This is a genomic window from Breoghania sp., from assembly GCF_963674635.1.
GTDB lineage: Bacteria > Pseudomonadota > Alphaproteobacteria > Rhizobiales > Stappiaceae > Breoghania.
Genome location: NZ_OY771475.1, coordinates 2,940,572 through 2,964,160 on the forward strand (window position 1 = coordinate 2,940,572; position 23,589 = coordinate 2,964,160).

22 protein-coding genes are annotated in these 23,589 nt (G+C 64.0%); 17 read left to right on the forward strand and 5 right to left on the reverse strand.

All coding sequences use genetic code 11. The features are described from left to right. The first annotated feature begins 206 nt into the window (after positions 1 to 206). The 10 genes from obgE (at position 207) to ABGM93_RS12840 (ending at position 10,934) form a co-directional block, all read left to right on the forward strand. Entirely contained in the window at positions 207 to 1,250 is a 1,044-nt protein-coding gene (gene obgE / locus ABGM93_RS12795) for a GTPase ObgE (protein ID WP_321499998.1), read from the forward strand. Beyond that, positions 1,247 to 2,365, forward strand: a complete 1,119-nt coding sequence (proB, locus tag ABGM93_RS12800) for a glutamate 5-kinase (RefSeq protein ID WP_321505878.1) — start codon at positions 1,247 to 1,249, stop codon at positions 2,363 to 2,365. Before obgE ends, proB begins: the two co-directional genes overlap by 4 nt. 92 nt (positions 2,366 to 2,457) lie before the next feature. Further along, complete coding sequence (locus ABGM93_RS12805; RefSeq protein WP_321505880.1) at positions 2,458 to 3,747, forward strand: glutamate-5-semialdehyde dehydrogenase; 1,290 nt, start codon at positions 2,458 to 2,460, stop codon at positions 3,745 to 3,747. 68 nt (positions 3,748 to 3,815) lie between these two features. Beyond that, positions 3,816 to 4,415 carry a nicotinate-nucleotide adenylyltransferase gene (locus ABGM93_RS12810; RefSeq protein WP_321505883.1) on the forward strand — a complete coding sequence of 200 codons (600 nt, stop codon included), beginning with the start codon at positions 3,816 to 3,818 and terminating at the stop codon, positions 4,413 to 4,415. Between the two features lie 314 nt (positions 4,416 to 4,729). Continuing rightward, a complete protein-coding gene (gene rsfS / locus ABGM93_RS12815; RefSeq protein WP_319772417.1) occupies positions 4,730 to 5,113 on the forward strand; it encodes a ribosome silencing factor in 384 nt (127 codons plus the stop codon). A gap of 75 nt (positions 5,114 to 5,188) precedes the next feature. Then, positions 5,189 to 5,671, forward strand: coding sequence for a 23S rRNA (pseudouridine(1915)-N(3))-methyltransferase RlmH (gene rlmH, locus ABGM93_RS12820; RefSeq protein ID WP_321500000.1), 483 nt, complete (start codon positions 5,189 to 5,191; stop codon positions 5,669 to 5,671). Between the two features lie 471 nt (positions 5,672 to 6,142). Then, positions 6,143 to 7,450, forward strand: coding sequence for a peptidoglycan DD-metalloendopeptidase family protein (locus ABGM93_RS12825; protein WP_321500002.1), 1,308 nt, complete (start codon positions 6,143 to 6,145; stop codon positions 7,448 to 7,450). Next, on the forward strand, positions 7,447 to 8,775 hold the full coding sequence (locus tag ABGM93_RS12830; protein ID WP_321500004.1) for a S41 family peptidase: 1,329 nt from the start codon (positions 7,447 to 7,449) through the stop codon (positions 8,773 to 8,775). Before ABGM93_RS12825 ends, ABGM93_RS12830 begins: the two co-directional genes overlap by 4 nt. Before the next feature lie 401 nt (positions 8,776 to 9,176). After that, positions 9,177 to 10,346: a divergent polysaccharide deacetylase family protein gene (locus tag ABGM93_RS12835; protein WP_321500006.1), complete on the forward strand. Its 1,170-nt coding sequence runs from the start codon at positions 9,177 to 9,179 to the stop codon at positions 10,344 to 10,346. 75 nt (positions 10,347 to 10,421) lie between these two features. After that, positions 10,422 to 10,934, forward strand: coding sequence for an RNA pyrophosphohydrolase (locus tag ABGM93_RS12840; RefSeq protein ID WP_321500008.1), 513 nt, complete (start codon positions 10,422 to 10,424; stop codon positions 10,932 to 10,934). A gap of 40 nt (positions 10,935 to 10,974) precedes the next feature. Here the strand turns inward: ABGM93_RS12840 and ABGM93_RS12845 are convergent, their stop codons facing one another. Further along, entirely contained in the window at positions 10,975 to 11,472 is a 498-nt protein-coding gene (locus tag ABGM93_RS12845) for a CAP domain-containing protein (protein ID WP_321500009.1), read from the reverse strand. A gap of 220 nt (positions 11,473 to 11,692) precedes the next feature. On the opposite strand from ABGM93_RS12845, the gene ABGM93_RS12850 reads away from it, so the two are divergent. From ABGM93_RS12850 to ABGM93_RS12860, 3 genes are all read left to right on the forward strand, one after another. Further along, positions 11,693 to 12,211 (forward strand): TIGR02281 family clan AA aspartic protease, encoded by a 519-nt coding sequence (locus ABGM93_RS12850; RefSeq protein ID WP_321500011.1) that lies wholly within the window; start codon positions 11,693 to 11,695, stop codon positions 12,209 to 12,211. Between the two features lie 154 nt (positions 12,212 to 12,365). Then, a complete protein-coding gene (locus ABGM93_RS12855; protein WP_321334832.1) occupies positions 12,366 to 13,865 on the forward strand; it encodes a phosphomannomutase/phosphoglucomutase in 1,500 nt (499 codons plus the stop codon). A 165-nt stretch (positions 13,866 to 14,030) separates the two neighbouring features. Then, the gene (locus ABGM93_RS12860; RefSeq protein WP_321500013.1) at positions 14,031 to 15,014 is read left to right on the forward strand and encodes an NAD regulator; all 984 of its coding nucleotides are present in this window, start codon (positions 14,031 to 14,033) and stop codon (positions 15,012 to 15,014) included. A gap of 30 nt (positions 15,015 to 15,044) precedes the next feature. Here the strand turns inward: ABGM93_RS12860 and ABGM93_RS12865 are convergent, their stop codons facing one another. The 3 genes from ABGM93_RS12865 to ABGM93_RS12875 form a co-directional block, all read right to left on the reverse strand. Continuing rightward, positions 15,045 to 15,980 (reverse strand): NlpC/P60 family protein, encoded by a 936-nt coding sequence (locus ABGM93_RS12865; protein WP_321500015.1) that lies wholly within the window; start codon positions 15,978 to 15,980, stop codon positions 15,045 to 15,047. Then, on the reverse strand, positions 15,977 to 16,327 hold the full coding sequence (locus ABGM93_RS12870) for a MarR family transcriptional regulator (RefSeq protein ID WP_321500017.1): 351 nt from the start codon (positions 16,325 to 16,327) through the stop codon (positions 15,977 to 15,979). The genes ABGM93_RS12865 and ABGM93_RS12870 overlap by 4 nt, the downstream gene beginning before the upstream one ends. A gap of 124 nt (positions 16,328 to 16,451) precedes the next feature. Beyond that, positions 16,452 to 17,786, reverse strand: coding sequence for a leucyl aminopeptidase family protein (locus ABGM93_RS12875; RefSeq protein ID WP_321505885.1), 1,335 nt, complete (start codon positions 17,784 to 17,786; stop codon positions 16,452 to 16,454). Between the two features lie 203 nt (positions 17,787 to 17,989). Between ABGM93_RS12875 and ABGM93_RS12880 the strand changes: the two genes are divergently transcribed. From ABGM93_RS12880 to ABGM93_RS12895, 4 genes are all read left to right on the forward strand, one after another. Then, the gene (locus ABGM93_RS12880; RefSeq protein ID WP_321334827.1) at positions 17,990 to 18,766 is read left to right on the forward strand and encodes a tetratricopeptide repeat protein; all 777 of its coding nucleotides are present in this window, start codon (positions 17,990 to 17,992) and stop codon (positions 18,764 to 18,766) included. Between the two features lie 289 nt (positions 18,767 to 19,055). Continuing rightward, positions 19,056 to 19,682, forward strand: coding sequence for a type B chloramphenicol O-acetyltransferase (gene catB / locus ABGM93_RS12885; RefSeq protein ID WP_321500019.1), 627 nt, complete (start codon positions 19,056 to 19,058; stop codon positions 19,680 to 19,682). 279 nt (positions 19,683 to 19,961) lie between these two features. Further along, positions 19,962 to 21,740: an ABC transporter ATP-binding protein gene (locus ABGM93_RS12890; RefSeq protein ID WP_321500020.1), complete on the forward strand. Its 1,779-nt coding sequence runs from the start codon at positions 19,962 to 19,964 to the stop codon at positions 21,738 to 21,740. 74 nt (positions 21,741 to 21,814) lie between these two features. After that, complete coding sequence (locus tag ABGM93_RS12895) at positions 21,815 to 22,138, forward strand: hypothetical protein (RefSeq protein ID WP_321500022.1); 324 nt, start codon at positions 21,815 to 21,817, stop codon at positions 22,136 to 22,138. A gap of 32 nt (positions 22,139 to 22,170) precedes the next feature. Here the strand turns inward: ABGM93_RS12895 and ABGM93_RS12900 are convergent, their stop codons facing one another. Next, positions 22,171 to 23,499 (reverse strand): DUF2254 domain-containing protein, encoded by a 1,329-nt coding sequence (locus tag ABGM93_RS12900; protein ID WP_319772402.1) that lies wholly within the window; start codon positions 23,497 to 23,499, stop codon positions 22,171 to 22,173. Positions 23,500 to 23,589 lie beyond the last annotated feature (90 nt).

Genomic DNA, 23,589 nt, shown 5'->3' on the forward strand with positions numbered 1-23,589 from the left:
CAGCCAGATCCGGAGACCGGACGCCGATGAAACGGACAGCCCGTGCCGGCCCGAGACGGGCGGCACGGGCTGTTTCGCTTGTTGTGACGGCGGCAAATGACTGGCGGGCGAGACAGGCGATTGTAACTTGCCCCCGAAATCGGCTATTCACCGGGCACCCATGTGTCCGCTTCAACAATTGCGGCACGCAGAATTCGAGTACCAACATGAAATTCCTCGATCAGGCCAAGGTCTATGTACGTTCCGGCGACGGCGGAGCGGGATCGGTTTCCTTTCGCCGCGAGAAGTACATCGAATATGGCGGACCCGATGGCGGTGACGGCGGGCGCGGCGGCGACGTGTGGGTGGAATGCGTGGAGGGTCTCAACACCCTCATCGATTACCGCTACCAGCAACATTTCAAGGCCAAGACCGGCGGCCACGGAATGGGCAAGAACCGCACCGGCGCCAAAGGTCCCGACATCACGCTGAAGGTCCCCGTCGGCACCGAGATCCTCGAAGAGGATAACGAGACGCTGATCGCGGACATGACGGAAGTCGGCCAGCGACTGCTTTTGCTGCGCGGCGGCAATGGTGGCTTCGGCAATGCCCATTTCAAGACCTCGGTCAATCAGGCCCCGCGGCGCGCCAATCCCGGCCTGGACGGCCAGGAAAAATGGATCTGGCTGCGCCTGAAACTGATTGCGGATGCCGGGCTTGTCGGTCTGCCCAATGCGGGCAAGTCCACCTTCCTCGCCGCCGTCTCGCAGGCAAAGCCCAAGATCGCCGACTATCCCTTCACCACGCTCCACCCCAATCTGGGCGTTGTGGGTGTGGATGGGCAGGAATTCGTGATGGCAGACATTCCGGGCCTCATCGAGGGTGCCCATGAGGGCGTGGGCATCGGCGACCGGTTCCTCGGCCATGTGGAGCGCACCCGTGTGCTGCTGCATCTGATCGATTCCACGCAGGACGACCCGGCCGAGGCCTATCGTGTGGTACGCGGCGAGCTGGAAGCCTATGACGGCGGGCTTGAAGACAAGCTGGAGATCGTCGCGCTGTCCAAGATCGATGCGCTCGACGCAGAGACGCGCAAGGAAACGCTGAAAGCCCTGAGCGAAGCCACAGGCACCAAACCGATCCTTCTGTCGGCAGCCTCCGGCGAGGGCATGACGGAGGCCCTGCGCATGGTGCGAAGGGCCATCGAGACGCTTGATCGGGAGGCCGAGGACGACCTGCCCCGTTCGGAAGAAGAAGGGTGGCATCCCTGATGCAAAGCCTCGGCGGCTATGGCCGCATCGTCGTCAAGATCGGCTCCTCCCTGCTGGTCGAAAAGAACAAGCTGAAGCGGGACTGGCTGGAATCTCTGGCCGATGACCTGGCAGACCTGTCACGCGCGGGAGTGGAGATCATCGTCGTCTCCTCCGGCGCCATTGCGCTCGGGCGCGGGGTTCTGGGGCTTCCTTCCGGTGCATTGAAGCTGGAAGAGGGCCAGGCTGCCGCCGCCGTCGGCCAGATCGAGCTTGCGCAGGCCTATGAAGAGATCTTCGCCGCGCGCGGCATGATCACGGGGCAGGTGCTGCTCACCCTGCGCGATACCGAACAGCGTCGCCGTTATCTCAACGCGCGCGCCACGGTCGGCACGCTTGTCAGGCTCAAGGCCGTGCCGGTGATCAACGAGAACGATACCGTGGCCACAACCGAGATCCGTTATGGCGACAATGACCGGCTGGCGGCCCGTGTCGCGACAATGATCAGCGCGGATTGCCTCGTGCTGCTTTCCGATATCGACGGGCTCTACACCGCGCCGCCCGCGGACAATCCGCTGGCCGCGCACATACCGCTGGTGGAGCGCATCACGCCGGAAATCGAATCCATGGCGGGGGTCGCGGCGTCCGAGCTTTCGCGCGGTGGCATGAAGACCAAGATCGAGGCGGGAAAGATCGCCACCGAATCCGGCACCACGATGGTGATCGCCTCCGGCAAGCGCCTGCATCCGTTGCGCGCGATCGACGAGGGCGCGCGCTGCACATGGTTTACCGCGCATTCCACGCCCGCCACCGCCCGCAAGACATGGATCGCGGGGCAGCTCAAGCCATCCGGACAGATCACGATCGATAACGGTGCGGAACGGGCGCTTCGCAAGGGAAAGAGCCTGCTCCCTGCCGGTGTGAGCGCTGTCTCGGGCGACTTTCAGCGCGGCGATACGGTCTGTATCATGGACGCGGATGGCCGGGAGATCGGGCGCGGGCTTGTCGCCTATGATTGCGGCGACGCGGTGCGTATCATCGGCCACAAATCGCGCGAGATCGAAACGATTTTGGGCTATGCAGGGCGCGCGGAAATGATCCATCGGGACGACATGGTGCTGAAGGATTTCGGATAAGATCGGGTTTCGATCGCTGACAGGCAGCCGGGCCCTCGGGTCGAGGCTGAAGGCCCAAGCCTTTTCAGGCGAAGGTCCAAGGGGATGACATGATGCTGAACCACGCAGAGGCACCCGAAAGCGGGTCCATCGACGCGATGATGAGCGAGCTTGGCACCAGGGCACGCGCGGCTGCACGGCAGCTCGCCAATACGCCAACCGACGCCAAGAATGCCGCCCTTCGCGCCATGGCGCGGCGCCTGCGCGAAAGCGAAGCCGCCATTCTCGCGGCCAATGCGCTCGACGTGGAGGGCATGGAGGCGCGCGGTCTTGCGGGTTCCTTCATCGACCGCGGACGGCTCGATGCCTCGCGCGTGGATGCCATGGCCGCCGGCCTTGAGGCAATTGCCGACCTTCCCGATCCCGTCGGCCGCATCACCGAGGAATGGGACCGACCCAACGGGCTGCACCTCCAGCGCGTGCGCACGCCGCTGGGCGTCATCGGCGTCATTTACGAAAGCCGCCCCAACGTGACCGCGGACGCGGGCGCGCTGTGCCTGAAAGCGGGTAATGCCGCCATCCTGCGCGGCGGATCGGACGCGTTCCGCACCTCTCAGGCCATCGCCCGGTGCCTGAGTGCGGGACTTGTGGAAGCCGGTCTGCCTGATGCCGCCATCCAGCTTGTTCCCACGACGGACCGCGCGGCAGTTGGCGCCATGCTCTCAGGTCTTGGCGGCAATGTGGACGTGATCGTGCCGCGCGGCGGCAAGAGCCTCGTGGCCCGCGTTCAGGACGAGGCCCGCGTGCCGGTCTTTGCCCATCTGGAAGGGCTCGTTCACATCTTCATCGACCGCGACGCCGATCTGGAAAAAGCGATCAAGGTCGTGGTCAATTCCAAGATGCGCCGCACGGGCATCTGCGGGGCGGCGGAAACCCTGCTGATCGATCGCGCGTGTGCCGCAACCCACCTCAAGCCTCTTCTTGATGCACTCAAGAAGGCGGGCTGCGCCATTCGCGGTGACGAAGAGACCCGCGAGTTGGTACCGGATGCGGAAAAGGCCTCGGTCGAGGACTGGGTGACGGAATATCTCGACGCCATCATCGCGGTTAAGGTTGTCTCAGACATTGGCGAGGCCATCGAGCATATCGAAACGCTCGGCTCGCATCACACCGATTGCATCATCACGGAGAACCAGGCCACAGCGGATCGCTTCCTTGCGGAAGTCGATTCCGCCATCGTCGTCCACAACGCCTCCACCCAGTTCGCCGATGGCGGCGAATTCGGGTTCGGCGCGGAGATCGGTATCGCGACGGGGCGCATGCATGCGCGCGGCCCCGTCGGGCTGGAACAGCTGACCAGCTTCAAGTACCGGGTCCTGGGTGACGGCCAGACGCGCCCGTGACCCCTCCTCCCCGCGACGATCTCCTTTCCGGCCAGGGTGGCTGGCGCACAGGCACTCCGCCGCAATGGATGCGCCTTCCGGTTGCTGGCCGGGGCCAGCGCATCGGCTTGTTCGGCGGATCGTTCAACCCGCCCCATTCCGGCCACGCGCTGGTCAGCCGCACGGCCATGCGGCGGCTGAAGCTCGATCAGGTCTGGTGGCTGGTGACGCCCGGCAATCCGCTCAAGAACATCTACGAGCTGGCTCCACTGGAGACCCGTGTGCATCTGGCCGCCGCCTGCGCCAACGATCCGCATGTAAGGGTCACTGCCTGGGAGGCGTGGCTCGGCACAGCCTATTCGGCCCAGACGGTTGCGGCGCTGAAGCATCGGCGGCCCGATCTGAAATTCGTCTGGGTAATGGGGGCGGACAACCTCTCCACCTTCCATCGTTGGCAGAACTGGCGCGCCATCATCGACAGTGTTCCCGTCGCCATTGTCGACCGGCCCGGCGCCGAACTTGCGGCGCTCTCGGCACCGGCTGCGCGCACCTATGGCGGGTTTCGTGTGCCGGAAGAACAGGCCGCAACGCTGCCAGGTGGCCCGACACCGGCTTGGACCTTCCTGCATACGCCGCGCGATCCGGCATCCTCCACGGCGCTGAGACAGGCGGGAAAATGGAAATCGTGACCCGCGCTCAGGCGAGGCCTTTGCGCCCTATCTCTGGAATTCCGCCAATCTGAAAAAAGACCAAGTCTTGAATTTTCGCCCCGGCCTCCCTTATCCTCTCATCCGAGGCAGGTGGGCCGGGACGATGCGTCCGCCCCTGCTTCGCGGCAGGCGCGTCTTGGGACGAGCACACCACGTCCCTTCGAAATACGGATACGCCTGCATTGAAAGTGGCGTGACCCGCCCCGGCGAATGAGCGCGCGGGGCATGAAACCGGAAAACATGGCGAAAGGCACCAACCCCTGAGCATGCCATTCAATAATGAGGATCAGGCCGTGTCCGATCCTCAGATCGCAGCCATCCGCAAAGGCGATCATGCGGATCCGCTGTCTGCCGTTCTCGCGAGCCTGGAGGATTCCAAGGCCGAGGACACTGTTTCCATCAATATCACGGGCAAGACCGCGCTCGCCGACCACATGGTCGTGGCGTCGGGACGTTCGCACCGCCATGTCGGCGCGATCGCCGATCATCTTGTGCGTGATCTGAAAAATGCCGGCTTCGGAGCGCCGCGCGTCGAAGGCCTGCCGCATTGCGACTGGGTCCTCATCGATGCGGGGGACGTGGTCGTTCATCTCTTCCGTCCGGAAGTTCGCAGCTTCTACAATATCGAGAAGATGTGGGCGGCGGACACGGAGACGGCGCCGCAATACTCGAACTGAGGCTCCAAGGCGGGAACTGACCGCTGAAGCGGTGGTCCGTGCTTCGGATCGTCCGAAGTGCGAAAGGCTTGTTGCATGCGTCTGGTGATTGCCGGAATCGGCAAGATGAAAGCCGGGGCCGACCGTGAGCTTGTGGATCGCTATCTGGAGCGCGCCCGTAAGGCCGGGCGCGCCATAGGGTTCAGCGGGCCGGATCTCACGGAATTGCCGGAAGCACGCGCCCCACGCGCCGATGACCGCAAGCAGGCGGAAGCCGAAAGCCTGCTGGCCACCATGCCCTCCCCGCGCATTCTCGTCGCCCTCGACGAACACGGGCGCACCATGCCCTCGCAGGATTTCGCCCAGCGCGTCGGCCGCTGGCGCGACGACGGGGCGGGGGCGCTGGTTTTTGCGATCGGCGGAGCTGATGGGCATGGCCGCGCCCTGCTCCAGCAGGCGGACCTGAAGCTCGCCTTCGGGCCGATGACTTGGCCGCACCAGATGGTGCGCATCATGCTGGCGGAACAGATCTACCGCGCGATCTCGATCCTGTCGGGCCATCCCTATCATCGCGAATGAGCGGAGCCTGAGGTTGCGCGCTGCACTGCCGTAACGCCCGTTTGTTGCCGCAATCCCCGGATATGCGACTACGTGCACATTCCTGTGGCTTTCGGGCCATGTGCCCCTAGGGCAGGCGGCGAACCGGCATTATGGTTGACGGATCGTTAACGCTCTGCATGCGATTCTGAGCGGATCACGCGCTCCGATCCCGAGGCGACGCGACTGGATGTCGTGCCGGGGACTTCGGATTGAGGCGCCGTTCTTAAGTCGGGCGCAAGGGTCGAAACGGAGGTTCATGTGGTCGCTGCACGGAACGTGCAACGGGCAACCGCGAAACGGGGAGCCCCGAACAGGGGAGCGATGACCGGACAGTGCCAGCTCGGCGCATCGACGATCTCGCAAGACAGGTTTTCCTCCCCCGGTTCAAGCGGCGCCCTCTCCCGGTTTGGGAGAGCGACCCTGTTCGCCCTCTTGGCGGGCAGCGCCCTGATGGCGGGACTTCCCGCGACACGGGCCATGGCCACGGAGACGCCGGTCTCAAAACCGGAGCAGGCCGAAACGGAGACGGATTTCTCCGCACTTGGCCCTGAGGAACGCAAACGGGCGCGCGAGCAGGAGCTTGCTGCGCTGACAGAGGATCTGACGCTGAGCGAAACGCGCCAACGCGAGCTCAAACATCAGATCGACACGATTGATCGCCACCGTGACGCGCTGAACGCGGATCTTCTTCGAACCGCACAGCGCGTCCAGTCGCTGGAAGAAGAATTGAGCGCCACGGAAGCCCGTTTGCTGCGCCTGCACGAGAATGCCGACACCGTGCGCGCCTCGCTTTACGAGCGCCGCGACGTGCTGGCGGAGGTGCTGGCGACGCTGGAGCGGATAGGCCGCCGTCCGCCGCCCGCTCTTGCCGTGCGGCCGGAGGATGCGCTGGGAGCGGTGCGCTCGGCAATGCTGCTGAACGCGGTCATGCCGGGCATTCACGGCGAAGCGGAAGCTCTGGCTGTGGATCTTGCGGAGCTGACCCGGCTTGAAAGCCGGATTGCCGGCGAGCGCGACAGGCTGAAGGGCGACGGGACGCGGCTGGCGGAAGAAAGAAAGCGGATCGAGTTGCTGCTTGAGGCCAAGCGTAAAGAGGCGAACGAATCACGCCGCAAGCTGGCCGAGGAGAGCGAGCGGGCCGGCGAGCTGGCCGGCAAGGCAACGTCGCTGAAGAATCTGATTGCCTCGCTGGAAAGCGAGATCGATTCCGCCCGCAAGGCGGCGGAAGCCGCAGCCAGGGCCGCCAAGGAGAACGCGGGCAAGAAGCGCCCCGGCGATCCCTTTGCTGATCCCGGTCGGCTGGCGCCCGCCGTGGCATTCGACGATACAAAGGGCAGACTTCGGCTGCCTGTCGCAGGTGCGCCGCTGCGCAGTTTTGGTGAGGAAGACAGTCTTGGGACGCCCGCGGAAGGGCTCTCCATTGCGACCCGCAACAATGCCAGCGTGAATGCGCCATGCGATGGCTGGGTCGTCTATGCGGGACCGTTCCGCAGTTATGGGCAACTCTTGATCCTGAATGCAGGCGATGGATATCATGTCCTGCTTGCAGGGATGAAGGAAATCGATGTGCAACTCGGTCAATTCGTTCTGGCCGGGGAGCCGATTGGATCCATGGGATCCACGCAACTCGCAAGTGCCGCCACGCTGGATCTGGGATCCACGCGGCCGGTGCTTTACATAGAATTTCGAAAAGACGGCAATTCAATCGACCCTTCGCCCTGGTGGGCTCGGCCGGAAGACGAAAAGGTTCGCGGATGATACGGAAAGCTTCGCTGATGCTGGTCGGCGCGCTGATGGGCGCGGCAGCGGTGGTCACCTTGTCCCAGACGCAGATTGTGGTCGGCAGCACCGCGGAGGCTGCGGCGTCGGATACCTATCGCCAGCTCAACCTGTTCGGCGACGTCTTCGAGCGCATCCGCGCCGATTACGTGGAAGTTCCGGACGACGCAAAGCTGATCGAGGCAGCCATCAACGGCATGCTTTCCTCGCTCGATCCGCATTCCAGCTACATGTCGCCGAAGAGTTTCCGCGACATGCAGGTGCAGACGCGCGGCGAGTTCGGCGGCCTCGGTATCGAAGTGACCATGGAAGACGGGTTCGTGAAGGTCGTCACCCCGATCGACGAAACCCCGGCCTATCGCGCGGGCGTCCTGGCCGGCGACGTGATCGTCGCGCTTGACGGCGAGAACGTGCAGGGCCTGACGCTGAACGAGGCGGTCGAGCGCATGCGCGGCCCGGTCAAGACCGACATCGAGCTGACCATCCGCCGCGAGGGCGCAACCGCACCGGTCAAGATCGTCATCACGCGCGACATCATCCGCATCCGCTCCGTGCGCTGGCGCGAGGAAAAGGATATTGGCTACGTCCGCATCACGCAGTTCAACGAGCAGACCTTTGACGGCCTGAAAGCCGCGATTGACGAGATCGAGGAGAAGATCCCGGAAAAGGACCTGAAGGGTTTTGTCATCGACCTGCGCAACAATCCCGGTGGACTGCTCGACCAGGCAATCGCGGTCTCCGACACGTTCCTCGACCGCGGCGAGATCGTTTCCACCCGCGGGCGCAATGCCGAGGAAAGCCAGCGCTACAACGCCCGTTCTGGCGACATGACCCGCGGCAAGCCGGTGATCATCCTGGTCAATGGCGGCTCCGCCTCGGCCTCCGAGATCGTGGCCGGCGCACTTCAGGATCACCGCCGCGCGACCATTGTCGGCACGCGCTCCTTCGGCAAGGGATCGGTCCAGACCATCATCCCGCTCGGCCCCAACGGTGCGATCCGGCTGACCACGGCCCGTTACTACACGCCTTCGGGCACCTCCATTCAGGCCAAGGGCATCACGCCCGATATCGAGGTCAAGCAGGAGCTTCCCGACGAACTGAAGGGCAAGGTGGAGCCGCGCGGCGAAGCTTCGCTTCGCGGACACCTGGGATCCGATGACGGCACGGAGAAGACCGGCAGCCAGGCCTATGTCCCGCAGGACCAGAAGGACGACGCGCAGCTGAACTTCGCCTATGACCTGCTGCGCGGCATCCAGGCCAACAAGGCCTTCCCGCCGGATCCCTCCGCAGGTGTGCCGAACTGATCGGCCACGATTGACAACCCGGCCTTCAGGCCGCTCCTCTCAGGAGGCCCGCATCCAATCGGTGCGGGCCTTTTCTTATCTGCGCCCGCCTTGCCGCGTCTTACGAGTTTGAGCGGATGCCTGCCGGGCAGGGCCGGGCTAAACTGACCAGCGTGGACATTGCACCCGGATTGGCGGCGGGCAGCCCTCCGCCGCCCCGGAGGCCTGCCCGATGCCCGCCCGATGCCCAACCGGGGCACGCTTAGAAATTGTTAACCATGATTACGCTAGGCTGGCGCGAAGGTGCGTCCGGGCGCAAGAGCGGGCACTGGACGGTGTTCGCGCAAGCACATTCGCCACGGACAGGACAGCCGACGCCGGTGTGCGAAACGGCGCAACAAGACGAGCGATGGTAGGAGACAATGGCCGGGGACGACCTGAATTCCCCCCTTGGGTTGGGCATTGGAGAGCGGCGCTTTCGCATTCCGCTCGGCCTGATCGGCATTGTGATCATCACCGCGCTCGTGCTCACGCTGGGCGTGTGGATCGTGGTGGTTGATGCCCCCTATGGTGGCGAACCCTCCGCCGTGGTCGCTCTCAACAAGACCTCCGTGCAGGGCGTGTCTGCCCGCGACATGGAGGTGGTCGGCATCCAACCGGGGGTTCTCACCAACGACCCCAGCCAGATGCCGCAGACCGGCGCGCAATCGAACAGCGGTCCCCGCTTCAAGCCCGTTCTGCCGCCGGAAGGCGCCGGGCTGCGTCCCGCCAATGATGGCACCCCGTCGCTGACCACCGACCCCGATCCGCGCATCGCCGAGCAGGGGCGCTATGGCACCCTGCCCCGCATTGCCGACAACGGAGCGCGGCCACTGGATTTCTATGCCCGTCCCTTCGACACCGAGACGATCGGGGTGGCGCGGATCGCCATCGTGGTCGGCGGCCTGACGCTCAGCGAAGCGGGCACCAATCTGGCGCTGACCCGCCTGCCCTCCGCGGTCACACTCGCCTTCGCGCCCTATGGCGACAATCTGAAGGACTGGGAAGTCCGGGCCCGTCAGGAGGGACACGAATTGCTTCTGCAGGTGCCGCTGGAGCCTTTTGACTATCCCGACAACGATCCCGGCCCGCACACGCTGCTGGTCGATCTCGCCCACCAGCAGAATATTGACCGGTTGCACTGGTTGTTGACGCGCATCACCAATTATGTGGGCGTGGTCAACCAGATGGGCAGCCGTTTCACGGCAACGCCCGACTCGCTTCAACCCGTGCTGGCGGAAATCGGGCGGCGTGGACTGCTTTACATGGATGATGGCTCCTCGTCGCGCTCAACGGCGCCCAGCGTCGCCAATACCACCGGTACGCCTTTCCTGCGCGCCGATCTGCAGCTGGACCGCAATCCCTCGCGCGACGATATCGATGCACGGCTTCTGGAGCTGGAAGCCGTGGCGCGCACCAAGGGTTTCGCGGTCGGCTACGCGTCCGCCCTTCCCGTCTCCATCGACCGGATCAGCGAATGGGCCAAGAGCCTTGAGGCCCGCGGCCTTCAGCTCGTGCCGATCAGCGCGGGTGTGCTCTACAACAATTCCTGACATCTCGCTGCATCGCAGCGATACAATCGCGGTGCGATATGGTCTAGGTTGCCTCAAGATCTTTGCAGCCTGAGGATGTCGCCCGTGTCTGACCGTACCGCCCCCCGTTATCGTCCCTGCGTCGGCGTCATGCTGATCAACCCGAAAGGGCTGGTCTGGATCGGGGATCGCTACAAGGGCACCCCGGAACATGTGGATGCGACGCATAGCTGGCAGATGCCGCAGGGCGGCATCGATGCGGGCGAGGATCCGCTGGCAGCCGCCCGGCGCGAGCTTTTCGAGGAGACCTCGGTCAAATCGATTTCCCTGCTGGCGGAAGCCCCCGAGTGGTACGCCTATGATCTGCCTGCCCCTGTGGCCCAGCAAAGCTGGAGGGGCCGCTATCAGGGCCAGACGCAACGCTGGTTCGCCTTCCGCTTCGAAGGCGATGAAAGCGAGATCGACGTGCTTGCGCCGCCCGACGGACACAAGCCGGAATTCTCACGCTGGCGGTGGGAAAAAGCGGAGCGCCTGCCGGAGCTGATCATTCCGTTCAAGCGCAAGGTCTATGAAAACGTGGTCGCTGCCTTCGCCCATCTGACGGCCTGAGCCGGAAGGCCGAGCAGCTCCCAGCCTCAGCTCGCAGTTCTCAGCGCCCAGGACGCACCATGATCAGCGCCCAGAAATTGCGCCACATGCCGTCGGGCCGCGAAGAGCGCGCGATGCCCATTTGCGTGACATTCGGATTGAGCAGGTTGCGGTCATGCCCGGCAGAGCCCTGCCAGCCTGCAAAGGCCGCGTCGAAGCTCTGATAGCCATAGCCGAGGTTTTCCGCCGCCGCATCGTGGCGAATGCCGTGCTCGGTCAGCCGTTTGAAGAGCCCGTTTCTGGAGTGCAGCGGAGATTTTCGCTTGTCGCGCCGGGCAATGTAGTCAGCCATGTCCTGGGAGGCCGCATTGAGCGCCGGTGACAGGGTGAGCGGGGCGACCCCATGCGAGGCCCGATAGGCGTTGATGCGATCGAGCGCCGCCTGCTCGTTGACCGGCACATGGCTGATGACGGCCTCGCCCCCCCCAAGATCTGGCAACCCGCCGGCACAACCGGCCAGGGCGAGGGTCAGGGCGAGAACGGCAAGGACGGTGCGCATGGATCGGTGTCCGTAAAAGCTGAGGTCAGGCCGGGCAGACACCATAAAGACGGCGGTTTTCGGACCGTCTGGTCCCGTCCCGCGGGACAATGCCCTTCAACACCATGACCGCGCCTGCGTTAAGATCTCGCTAACCCTGGCTCACGTTACGTCCACTTCTTCACAGTGCGCTAACGCTCGCTGTGGCACGAAATATACGGAAAACAGCGGATAGCGGGAAATGCAGCGGTTCATCTTCATTCTGGTGGTGATCGTCTTCGCGGCGCTTGCGGGCCCGACGCTGATGCAATGGGGCGTGGAAGCCCTGCCAAACGATGACGCCGCCGCCGCGCGGAGCGCGGAAAAACCGGCCTATCGTCCCTCGGGCCGTGGCACCGTCATCCTCGGCGCCGGCCGCAACGGACATTTTTCGACCACCGCACGCATCAACAACCGGTTTGTCGATGTTCTGGTTGATACCGGGGCAACGGCCGTGGCGCTTCCCTATGAGGAAGCCGTCCGCCTGGGCATGCGGCCAGGCAACTCCGACTTCACCATCGAGATCTCCACCGCCAACGGCATCCAGAAAAGCGCGCCGGTGCTGCTGAGCGAAGTGCGCATCGACACGATCCGCGTCTACGACGTGCCTGCCCTCATCGCGCCGCGCGGGGCGCTGTCGACCACCTTGCTCGGCATGAGCTTCCTGCGGCAGCTCAAGAATGTCGAAATGCGCGGCAATGAGCTGGTCATGCAGCAATAGGCTCGCCTTGAGCGGAACTCTCATGTCGATAACCGGGAACGGACACAACTTTGTCGCGTTTGCGTTGCGGTTGTTTCGTGCTGCGCCTTCCTTTGGTCGCAGCACCATCCTATACCGTTCCACACCGATGCCTTGATCGATTTCAGGAGCCTTCATGTTTCCCAAGCCTGTCGCGGCGCTCACGCCGAACACCTATGCCTACGAATCCTCTCCGATGGTCAAGGCCACGGGCTTCCGCGAATATGATGCGCGCTGGCTTTTCGAAAAAGAAATCAACCTCATGGGTGTGCAGGCCCTCGGCATGGGCCTTGGCACGCTGATCCATGAAATGGGCGTGAAGCCGGAAATCGTGACGGGTCACGACTTCCGCTCCTATTCGGCCTCCATCAAGATGGCGCTGGTGACCGGCCTGATGGCCGCGGGCATCAAGGTGCACGATATCGGCCTTGCGACCACGCCAATGACCTATTTCGCCCAGTTCGAACTGGACGTTCCGGCCGTGGCCATGGTCACCGCCTCGCATAACGACAATGGCTGGACCGGCGTGAAGATGGGCGCGGCCCGCCCCCTGACCTTTGGCCCCGACGAGATGGGCCGGCTGAAGGAAATCGTGCTTGAGGCCGCTTTCGATACGCGGGGGGGTGGCTCCTATCATTTCGTGGAGGATTTCCCGTCGCGCTACATCGCCGATCTCACCAACCGGCCGAAACTCAAGAACCCGATCAAGGTCGTCGCGGCTTGTGGCAACGGAACGGCGGGCGCGTTTGCGGAGAAGATCCTGAGCGCCATCGGTGCGGAGGTCGTGCCGCTCGATTGTGAGCTCGACCACAGCTTCCCGCGTTACAATCCGAACCCGGAAGACATGAAAATGCTGCACGCCATCGCGGAAACCGTGCGCGAGACGGGGGCCGCTGTCGGCCTCGGCTTCGACGGCGACGGCGACCGCTGCGGCGTGGTGGACAACACCGGCGAGGAGATCTTCGCCGACAAGGTCGGCGTGATGCTGGCGCGCGATATTTCCCGTCTCAATCCGGGCGCGCAATTCGTGGTGGATGTGAAATCCACCGGCCTTTTCCTCACCGATCCGGTGCTTCAGGAAAACGGCGCAAAGACCGACTACTGGAAGACTGGCCATTCCTACATCAAGCGCCGGGTCAACGCGCTCAACGCCATGGTCGGCTTCGAGAAGTCGGGCCACTATTTCTTCAACGCCCCCATCGGGCGGGGCTATGATGACGGCTTCGTCTCCGCACTCGCGATCCTCGACATGCTGGACCGCAATCCCGGCCAGTCCATGGCGGACTTGCGCGATGCGCTGCCCAAGACCTGGGGCTCGCCCACCATGTCGCCCCACTGCGATGACGAGAAGAAATACGACGTGGTGGAGCGCGTGGTCGCCCGCTTCAAGGACATGCAGGCCAAGGGTGAAAAGCTCGATGGCCAGCCGATCGCCGATCTGATCACCGTCAACGGTGTGCGGGTCGTTGCAGAAGACGGCACGTGGGGGCTGGTCCGCGCCTCCTCCAACAAGCCGGAACTGGTGGTGGTGGTGGAAAGCCCCGTCTCCGAGGAGCGCATGCGCGCCATGTTCAAGTCGGTCGACGGGGTGCTGCGCGAAAACCCGGAAGTCGGCGCCTATAACCAGTCGATCTGACGGGGCGGTCTGACAAAAACCCCGGTCTCCCCCCTCAACGGCGCGCTGTTTCCCGGCCCCCTGTCAGGACAGTGCGCCGTTTGAGTTCAAAATACCCGACGGATCGGCTAGAAACAGCAGGCCTTGCGCGGTGAGGCGCGCCGGATGTGGAATGGAGCTTGAGGAATGGAGAGGGCGGCACCAGCTATCGAGATCGGCCTCAATGCCGTGATCGTCGCCGTGACGCATCCCACTCCGATGGTTCTGACCATTGACGGAGCCCATTCGGGCGAACCGGAATCCCTGCCCTTCGGCCCCTTTGATCCGCTTCATCACCGCACGCTGGAAATCGGCCTGCGCGACTGGGTGAACCAGCAGACCGCGCTGCGGCTGGGCTATGTGGAGCAGCTTTACACCTATGGCGACCGCGGGCGACACGCCCAACCGGGCGATACCGGCCCGCATGTGGTGTCTGTCGGCTATCTCGCGCTCTCGCGGCAAAGCCCCGAAGCGGAGGCGGTTCTGGCGCGCGCCCGCGCCCGCTGGCGGCCCTGGTACGACTATTTCCCCTGGGAAGACTGGCGCGACGGGCGGCCTGCCATGCTGGACGAGGCCATCATGCCGGCCCTAGAACATTGGGCCGAAGCCCCCACGAAGGATGGGGACCCGGCGCTTGGCGCGGCGCGTCTGGAGCGGCTGCAACTGGCCTTTGGCGGCGAGGGCAGCCCGTGGGACGAGGAACGGGCGCTGGAGCGCTACGAGCTTTGTTACGAGGCGGGCCTGACCGCGGAAGCGGAGCGCGACGGACGCCCCATGGCGGACGGTTATGCCAGACGTCCCTATCTCGGGCGCTCGATGCAGTTCGACCATCGCCGCATTCTGGCGACCGCGATTTCGCGGCTGCGCGGAAAGCTCAAATATCGCCCGGTCATCTTCGAACTCATGCCCACCTCCTTCACGCTGACGGAGCTTCAGCGCACGGTGGAGGCGATTTCCGGACGTCATCTGCACAAGCAGAATTTCCGCCGCTTCGTGGAGACGACCGAACTGGTGGAGCCGACCGGGGCGACAACGGCGCGCACGGGCGGGCGGCCCGCAGCTCTCTTCCGCTTTCGCCGTCAGGTGCTGCGCGAGCGCCCGGCACCGGGCTTGCGCGTGGGCGCGCGCTGAAGAGCCTGCATATAGGCGAGATTCAGGGCCCTATCGCCTGCGAACCATCCGGCGAACCGCTGTCACCGCGCCATATTCATTGGCGGCGATGCGCCTCATCGCGCCCGCGAGGGGTTCCTTTGAGGTGGTCATGGTGTGGCCATTGGCGTGGAGCAGGATATCGCTGTCCACCATGATGCCCACATGCCCCTTCCAGAAGACGAGATCGCCGCGCTTGAGGCCCGGCAGGCCGTTGGAGATATCGAGCGCATCCCCGAGGCTGCGTTCCTGCATGTCGCTGTCTCGCGGGCAGAACATTCCGCTTTCGGCGAGCGCGATCTGGACAAGGGCGGAGCAGTCGAGCCCGATGCTGGTGCGCGCGCCCCACAGATAGGGCACACCGACGAAGCTCTCGGCGACCGAAACCCAGTCATCCGCAAAATGGGTATCGGGCACGAGATGGCGGGCAATGACCGCCGATCCGTCGGCCAGAACCGCATAGCGCGTCCCGCGTTTCTCCACTTCGTCGACCACGCAGACGCGCGCCCCGAGGGAGAGGTAGCTGAGAGCGGGCGCGCGCAACTCGGCTTCCGGATAGAGAAAGCTGCGCAGCACCGACAGCCGATGGGTGGGATGGGAGCCGACCGGCCCCAGCGCATCTGCCCGAACCCAGCCGACATAATCGTCATAGCCGTTTTGAACCCACGCCCATCCCGCGCGCTCCTCGTAGACGGTGACAGTCTCGCCGAAGAGCAGCTCGGTATCGAGGGAACAGGAAAGGTCGGGGTCGCGCCGCATGGGCGCGCTGCCGACGACGACGCGTGCCGGACGTCCCTCGACATATCGCTGCGCCTCATAGCGCTCGCGCAGATGCGCGGCGGCGAGGTCGGGACGCCAGGGCGTTACACGCCGGTCGGCAGGCACACGCGCCTTGGCCGGCGTTGCTGTGGCGGATGACGCTGTGGCGGGAGGCTCCGGCTTGCTCATGATCGCACCATTGCGGCCTTTTCCACCACCACATCGGCCAGACGCTCCAGATAAAGCGCCCCCTCAACCGTGCGCAGGATCACGACATTGCGCCGGTCATTTTCATCGCGGCGTCGGTCGAGCAGTTTCATCCGGCCCATGGTGTCGAGCGCACGGGTGATGGCGGGTTTGGTGACGTTCAGTTTCTTGGCGAGACCGCGCACCGTATGCGGCGGCGGCTCCAGATAGACCGTCAGGAGAATCGCCATCTGGCGGGCGGTGAGATCCTGCTCGCCGAAATGCACCAGCTCCAGCGTGACGTCGTGCCAGAGCTTCAGGGCCTGACTTGCCCGGATCTCGATCGCCATGATGCGGTTGCTCGCCTTCGCTACGCGGGAACAGGATCCGGATACCGGCCTGGAGCGCCGGTATCCGGAGAGTGATCATTTCGGTTCCGGTATAGAATCTGACGCGGGCCGCATCAAGCGCGCGTCATGCCGGATAGCGTGTCTTCAGCTGTGCAAAGAGCGCGCGGATGGCCTGCGCCTCGCCACCTTCCGGATGGCCGGGCCGCGAAGACGGGTTCCATCCGAAGATATCGAAATGCGCCCAGACGCTGGCGTTTTCCACGAATTGCTCCAGGAAGAGAGCCGCCGTGATCGAGCCCGCAAAGCCGCCAGACGTGACGTGATTGATGTCGGCGACCTTGGAATCCAGCATTTTCGCATAAGGCTTCCAAAGCGGCATGCGCCACAGCGGGTCGGACACATCGGCGGCCTTTTCCGCCAAGTCTTGCGCGAAGGCATCGTCGTGGGTGTAGAATGGCATCACCTCCGGCCCGAGCGCGACACGGGCAGCGCCCGTCAGGGTCGCCATGTCGATGAGCAGATCGGGATCCTCCTCGTCGGCCAGCGCCAGCGCGTCCGCCAGAACCAGACGGCCCTCCGCATCCGTGTTGCCGATTTCGACGAAAAGCCCCTTTCGGCTCGGCAGAATGTCGCCGGGGCGAAACGCGTTGCCGGAAATGGCGTTCTCCACCGCCGGAATGAGCACGCGCAGGCGCACCGGCAGATTGGACGCCATCACCATCAGCGCAAGGCCCAGCACATTGGCCGCGCCGCCCATGTCCTTCTTCATCAAGAGCATGGAGCTGGAGGGCTTGATGTCGAGGCCACCCGTGTCGAAACACACGCCCTTGCCCACAAGCGTCAGGCGCGGATGGGACGGATCGCCCCAGGAGAAATCGATGAGCCGGGGCGCGCGGGTGCTTGCCTTGCCGACGGCGTGGATCATCGGGAAGTTCTTTTCCAAAAGCGCGTCGCCGGTGATGGTGGAAAAGGTCGCGCCGAAGCGATCGGCAAGCCGTCTTGCGGCCTCTGCCAATTCCTCCGGGCCCATGTCGTTGGAAGGCGTATTGATCAGGTCGCGCGCAAGGGCGACCGCCTCCAGCTGGATCCGCGCGGCGGGAAGATCGAACCCCTTCGGCACCACGAGACGGGCGCGTTCCGGCTCCTTGCCCTCCCCACCCGAACGATAGGTGCGGAAGGAATAGGAGCCCAGCGCAAAGGCGATGCAGGCGGTTGCGGGATCGGCAAAGCCCTCAAGACGGTATGTTCCCGGCGTCAACGAGGCCAAAGCGCCCGCTGCATGGGCCGGCGCGTCCGCGCTATCGCCAAAAAGCACCGCTGCAACCCCGCCTTCGGCGTCCGGCACACTCAGGATCGATCCCGGCGCGCCGGTATAGCCGTTGGCCTCGACCCAACGCGCAGCGGCCGGGGTTAGAGAAGCGACGACGCCGTCAAGCGTATCGGGGGTGACGGCATGGATGGCGAGCGTGGTTTCGGCAGACGCCAAAAGGGAATCGAACACGGGAAAAAGCTCCGGAAACGGAATGGAAAGAGATGCAAGGGAGAGTAGGGAGCGGGGGCAGTCAAAGCAACGGCGCGGGTTCGTTTAACCAAGCATTAGGGTAAACGAATTATGACTGGAGTGCGTTTTTCGCATCCCGCGTCGGCAACCGGAGTGTCGCCATGCTCGCCCGCACCAACAGCTCGGCCCCTGTGGCATCGCGTAAGACCGCGCCCTTGCGCCGCCTGGCGGTGATTGCCGGCCTTGCCGCGGCCCTGGTGCTTGGAGGCTGCGTCTCCGACGGCAAAGTGTCGTCTCCCTCCGGGGCGTCGGGCGCGGGCGTCTCGCTTCAGGCCGTCGGGCAATGGGCGTCGCGTTATGAGGCAGATCCGTCCGACAAGACCAATATCCTGGGCTATTCGGACGCGCTTCGCCGCAACGATCAACTTGACCAGTCCATGGAAGTGTTGCGGCGCGGCCTGATCGAACACCAGAAGGACCGCGAGATCGCGGCGGCCTACGGCAAGATCCTGGCGCAGAAGGGGCACTTCAAGGAAGCTCTGAACGTCATCCAGCAAGCCCAGACCCCGACCCGGCCCGACTGGAAACTGATGTCGGCTGAAGCCGCGATCCGCGATCAGCTGGGCGAGCGCAAACGCGCGCGCTATCTCTACACCGAAGCCCTCAAGATCGTGCCGGGCGAACCGTCCGTGCTCAACAACCTGGCCATGAGCCATGTTCTGGAAAACGATCTGACAACGGCAGAAAAAATCCTGCGCAGCGCCATGGCGCGCAACAGGACGGATCCGCGCGTACGCCAGAACCTTGCCCTCGTGCTGGGGCTTCAGGGCCGTTTCGCGGAAGCCGAACAGGTCGCCAGCGCCGACCTGCCGCCCGAGCAGGTGAAGGCCAACATGGCCTATCTGAAGCGCATGCTCGCCCAGCGCGGCAAGAGCTGAACGATCCCTGGTCGCCAATATCGCCCTCGTCTCCGAGACCGCCGGACGGTCGAGCCGGGTGGCGGTTGAGGTGCGGGGTTTGCACGCGGCGCCCCGGCGGCTCTTGCCGCTGCGCTGTGCGCCCCATAAGATAGGCCCCTGTTCAAGAAAAGAGATTTTCAGTGAAGGCCACGCGACGAACCCTCTGAATGCAGCCCCCATGAAGGGGCTTTAGCGCGAAGTCGGCAGACTTTCGCGCCGTTGTCGCTCGCGTTGCGCGAGCGCTTCCCACACATTCAGAGAACGTCACATGGACAATTTCTTCGAAAGCCCCTTCCGGGGCGTGACCCTCGACAAGCAGGTCACCAATCCCAACATCATTGTCGGCCGTTACAGCTACTATTCGGGCTATTACCACGGCCACAGCTTTGACGACTGCGCCCGCTATCTGATGCCCGATCCGGGCGTTGACCGACTGATCATCGGCAGCTTCTGTTCCATCGGCTCGGGTGCCGTCTTCATCATGGCGGGCAACCAGGGCCACAGGCACGACTGGATCAGCAGCTTTCCCTTCTTCTTCATGTCGGAGGTGCCGACCTTTGCCGGGGCGGCCAACGGCTACAGTCCGGCCGGCGACACGGTGATCGGCAACGATGTGTGGATCGGGTCTGAGGCAATCATCATGGCTGGCGTCACCGTCGGCGACGGTGCGGTGATCGGCACACGCGCCATCGTCACGCGCGACGTCGAGCCCTACACAATTGTCGGCGGCAATCCCGCCAAACCGATCCGCAGGCGCTTTTCCCAAGAGCAGATTGCGCTGCTGCTTGAAATGAAGTGGTGGGACTGGGGCGACGACGCGCTCCACGGTGCCATGCCGTTTCTGACCAGCGGCGACATCGAGGCGCTCCACCGCTATTGGCAGGCTCTCGGTTGACAGGCGATAACCAGGCCTGTCCCGCCACCCGCGGGATCGCGCGAAGAAGCCGGGGCCAATGTCGTCGGGCCCCGGCCGAAGCCCGGTTCGTGCAGCTCGATCGACTTGGCCACGGCCTTCAAGCGCGCGCGACAATGCCATTGCGTCAAGGACGCGCGCTTGGCAGACAATTGATTGTTGAGCCGGAATATGCTCTTAAGCAAGCCGCGCTCAGGGCCGGATCCGGAAGGTTCGCTCCCGCCCCGACGACGCCCCCTATGGAAAGCCCGTGAGGCCTCGTTGCCCCTTCTTCGCCTTATCGCCCGCTGGATGTTCAAGGACCCCGAAAGCACCCTGTCGCTGATGCGGCGGCTGCTTGCGGAAAACGCCCGGCGTTATGTCTGGCAGTATGCGCTGGCCTTCTCGATGATGGCGCTGGTGGCGGCCACCACAGCGGGCAGCGCGTGGATCATGCGCGACATCATCAACGAGATCTTCATCGAGAAGCGCGAGAGCATGGTCTATGTCATCGCGGGCGCGGTGTTTGCTCTCTACATGCTGAAAGGCGGGGCGAGCTACGGCCAGAACGTCATCATGACGCGTATCGGCAACAACATCGTTGCGATGAACCAGGCGCGCCTGTTCGCACATGTCCAGGATCAGGGCATGGATTTCTATGATCACCACGTGCTGGGTGATCTGTCCACGCGCATGTCGCACAATGCCTCCGCGGCCCGCGCGGTGATCGACCTGATCGTGGTGTCGCTGGGACGCGACCTGCTGTCCCTGATCGGACTGCTGTTCGTCGTCATCTACATGGACCCCGGCATGGCGACGCTCGCGCTTCTGGTCGGCGGCCCCGCCGTCGTCGGCGTCACGGCCCTTGTACGCAAGACCCGGAAAGTCGCCAAGGCGCAGTTCGTCTCGCTGACCCAGATCAATTCCATCATGCAGGAAACGGTTCTGGGGGCGCGCGTCGTCAAGGCGTTCACGGCCGAAGCTGCCATGCGCAAGCGCATGCAGAAGGCCATCAACGATGTGGAGAAACAGTCCAACCGGATGGGCCTGTTGCGGGCGCGCACCAGCCCGATGATGGAAACGCTGGGTGGCATCGCCGTCGGCCTCGTCATCATCTGGGGCGGCTATTCGGTCATCCATTTGGACAGCGATCCGGGCGCCTTCTTCGCCTTCCTGACCGCGCTGCTGATGGCCTATGAGCCCGCCAAGCGGCTGGCCCGCATGCATGTGCAGCTGGAAAAAGGCATGGTTGGCGTCAAGATCATGTACGACCTGCTGGATATGGATCTGACCATCGCCGAAAAGGACGGGGCGAGCCCGCTTGAGGTGCGAAACGGTGAGGTCCGCTTCGAGAACGTCTCCTTCGGCTATGGCAAGGAGAACCGGGCGCTTGACGGCCTGACCTTCGTCGCCGAGGCGGGGCGCACCACCGCCCTTGTCGGTGCATCGGGCGCCGGAAAGTCGACCGTTCTGGCGCTACTGGAGCGGTTCTATGACGTGGAGGGCGGCCAGGTCCTTGTCGACGGTCAGGACATTCGCGATGTCACCGTCGCCTCGTTGCGCGGCAACATCGCGCTTGTCACGCAGGACACGTTCCTGTTCGACGGCACGATCCGTGAGAACATCCTGCGCGGGCGGCCCGACGCCAGCGACGAGGATGTCCGTCAGGCGGCGCGTGACGCCAATGCGGAAGATTTCATTCTGGAATTTCCCAAGGGCTTCGACGAGCCGATCGGCGAGAATGGCGGGCGGCTTTCCGGCGGCCAGCGCCAGCGCATCGCCATTGCGCGCGCCATGCTGCGCGATGCGCCCATCCTGCTGCTGGACGAGGCGACCAGCGCGCTCGATGCGGAATCGGAATCCAAAATTCAGACCGCGCTTGAACGGCTGATGGAGAACCGCACCACCATCGTCATCGCGCATCGGCTTTCCACCGTGCGCAATGCCGACAAGATCGTGGCGATGGATCACGGACGCGCGGTCGAAGAGGGCAACCATCACGAGCTGATGGCGCATGGCAAGCTCTATCGCAAGCTGCACGACCTCCAGTTCAAGGCCTAGGCTCTCCCCCGCCCTTTACGATCCCGATGGAACCAGCGAGTCCCTCGTGCATTAACCATGTGGAGGTACTCGAAATGGAACGCTTCTCGACTCATATCGGCATCGTCGTCATTTCCTTCGCTTTCGCGCTGGTTGTCACCCTGACGGCCTCGCGTCTGGTCGGCGAGTTTTCCGGTCAAGCGCATGCGGCCGGGATCTCAACTCCCGTCTTCGCCCCCGCCACACACGGCGAAAGCGCCGAGGTGACCACCAACACCGCCAAGAAGGGGGACCGGATCGCCCTCGATACGGACGCGCGGGATCTGACCGGTCGCCCCCGCGAGAACTGCGTGTCGCGCGGCAACACCACGGTCTGCCGGGCCGACATGCGTGGTCACCAGACAGCCTCGCTCGACTAGGATCCTGTAAAGGGGCTTGAGCCCACGACGGCTCAGGCGGGCTCCGCTTGGTCGCCCTCCCCCAGGCTTTCAAGGATCTCGCGACAGAGCGAGAGGACATCTTCCTGATCGCGCGGATTGGCCTCTGCCGCCTTCATGTCTTCGGCGATCAAACGCACATGACTGGCCAACAGGCCGCGATATTGCGGCCGCGCGACATGCGCGAGGCTCTGGAGGGACGCCAGAAGGCGAAGCGTAACCGTGACATTGCCCGCCGCATTCCGGCGCAAGGGGTGATAGGCGGTCGCCAGAAGGCGAGAGATATCCGCATTTTCCAACCATACACGCGGCACGTCCTGGTCATCGCTCGTCAAGGGTGAAGGCGGCCGACGGCGCAGGATGCGGGCAAATGCGGCCGACAGATGATCGATCACCGCAATCGCGGTGAAACCGTCATTGATGCCGGGCGACAAAGCCCGCTGGGCAATCTCCACCAACAACAGGATGGAGAAATCGAGATCCGCTTCCGGCGTACGCTGACGCGAGATCACGAAAGCGCCGCGCATCGTCCGCAGCGCCTCATCCGTCGGCTTGCCCACATAGCTTGCCAACGCGCATCCCTCCACGGAAAATTGCCCCGGCGGGGCTTTCACTTCCACGAAGAGATCGTGTTTGCTCGCCACCCTCAGCAACGTTTCCAGATCGACCGCCGCCACATAGCCACTGCGCGCGGCGAGCAGTCGGCCGATCTCTCCTTCCGGGCGGCAATCCTCCGCATCGGCTTTGCCATCCGTGGGGTCCTCGTCCTCCGCCTCTTCCAGAATCCGGTCGATATTGGCGCCCAGGGAGGCGCCGATGCGGCCGATCTCCTCATCCATGGTGATGCGGGTCGCAACCTTGTGAATGAACACGATCAGAACGGCGATGGATCCAACGCTCCAGGCCACCGCCACGCCCGTTGCCAGCGACGGCGGAACCGTATCGGCGCGCTGCAGCACCATGACCGCATAGAAGAACGTGGCCGCAAGAATGCCTGCGGTCATCTGGATCATGGTGTCTTCGGCAAAACGGGTGAGAAGTCGGGGACTGATGTTTCCAGCCGCCAGCGTAAAGACAACCAGCGTCAGCGAATAGACCAGAGACAAGACCGTCAGGGCCGAGCCTGCGATGGTTGAGAGAACCGATCGTACGGTCTGGATATCAGGCGCCGGAAACAGCCTGCCGGCGGCGTCTTCCAGCGCCGCGCCCCATCCGATCACGACAAGCGCGCAGCAAAGCCCGGACAGGCTGACCAGCAGGGGCAGAAGAAGGAAGGACCTGTTCAGCCTCGCGGTGAGGATGCTGAGCAGCGTGAATGCCTTGCCCGAACGCGACGCTCGCATGTCCCGCGCCTTCCATTGTCGATCTTTGAAAAGCGGGAGCCCCGCGAAGTCTCCCCTTCGCGCAGCCTAACGTCGAACGGGCGCAACGGC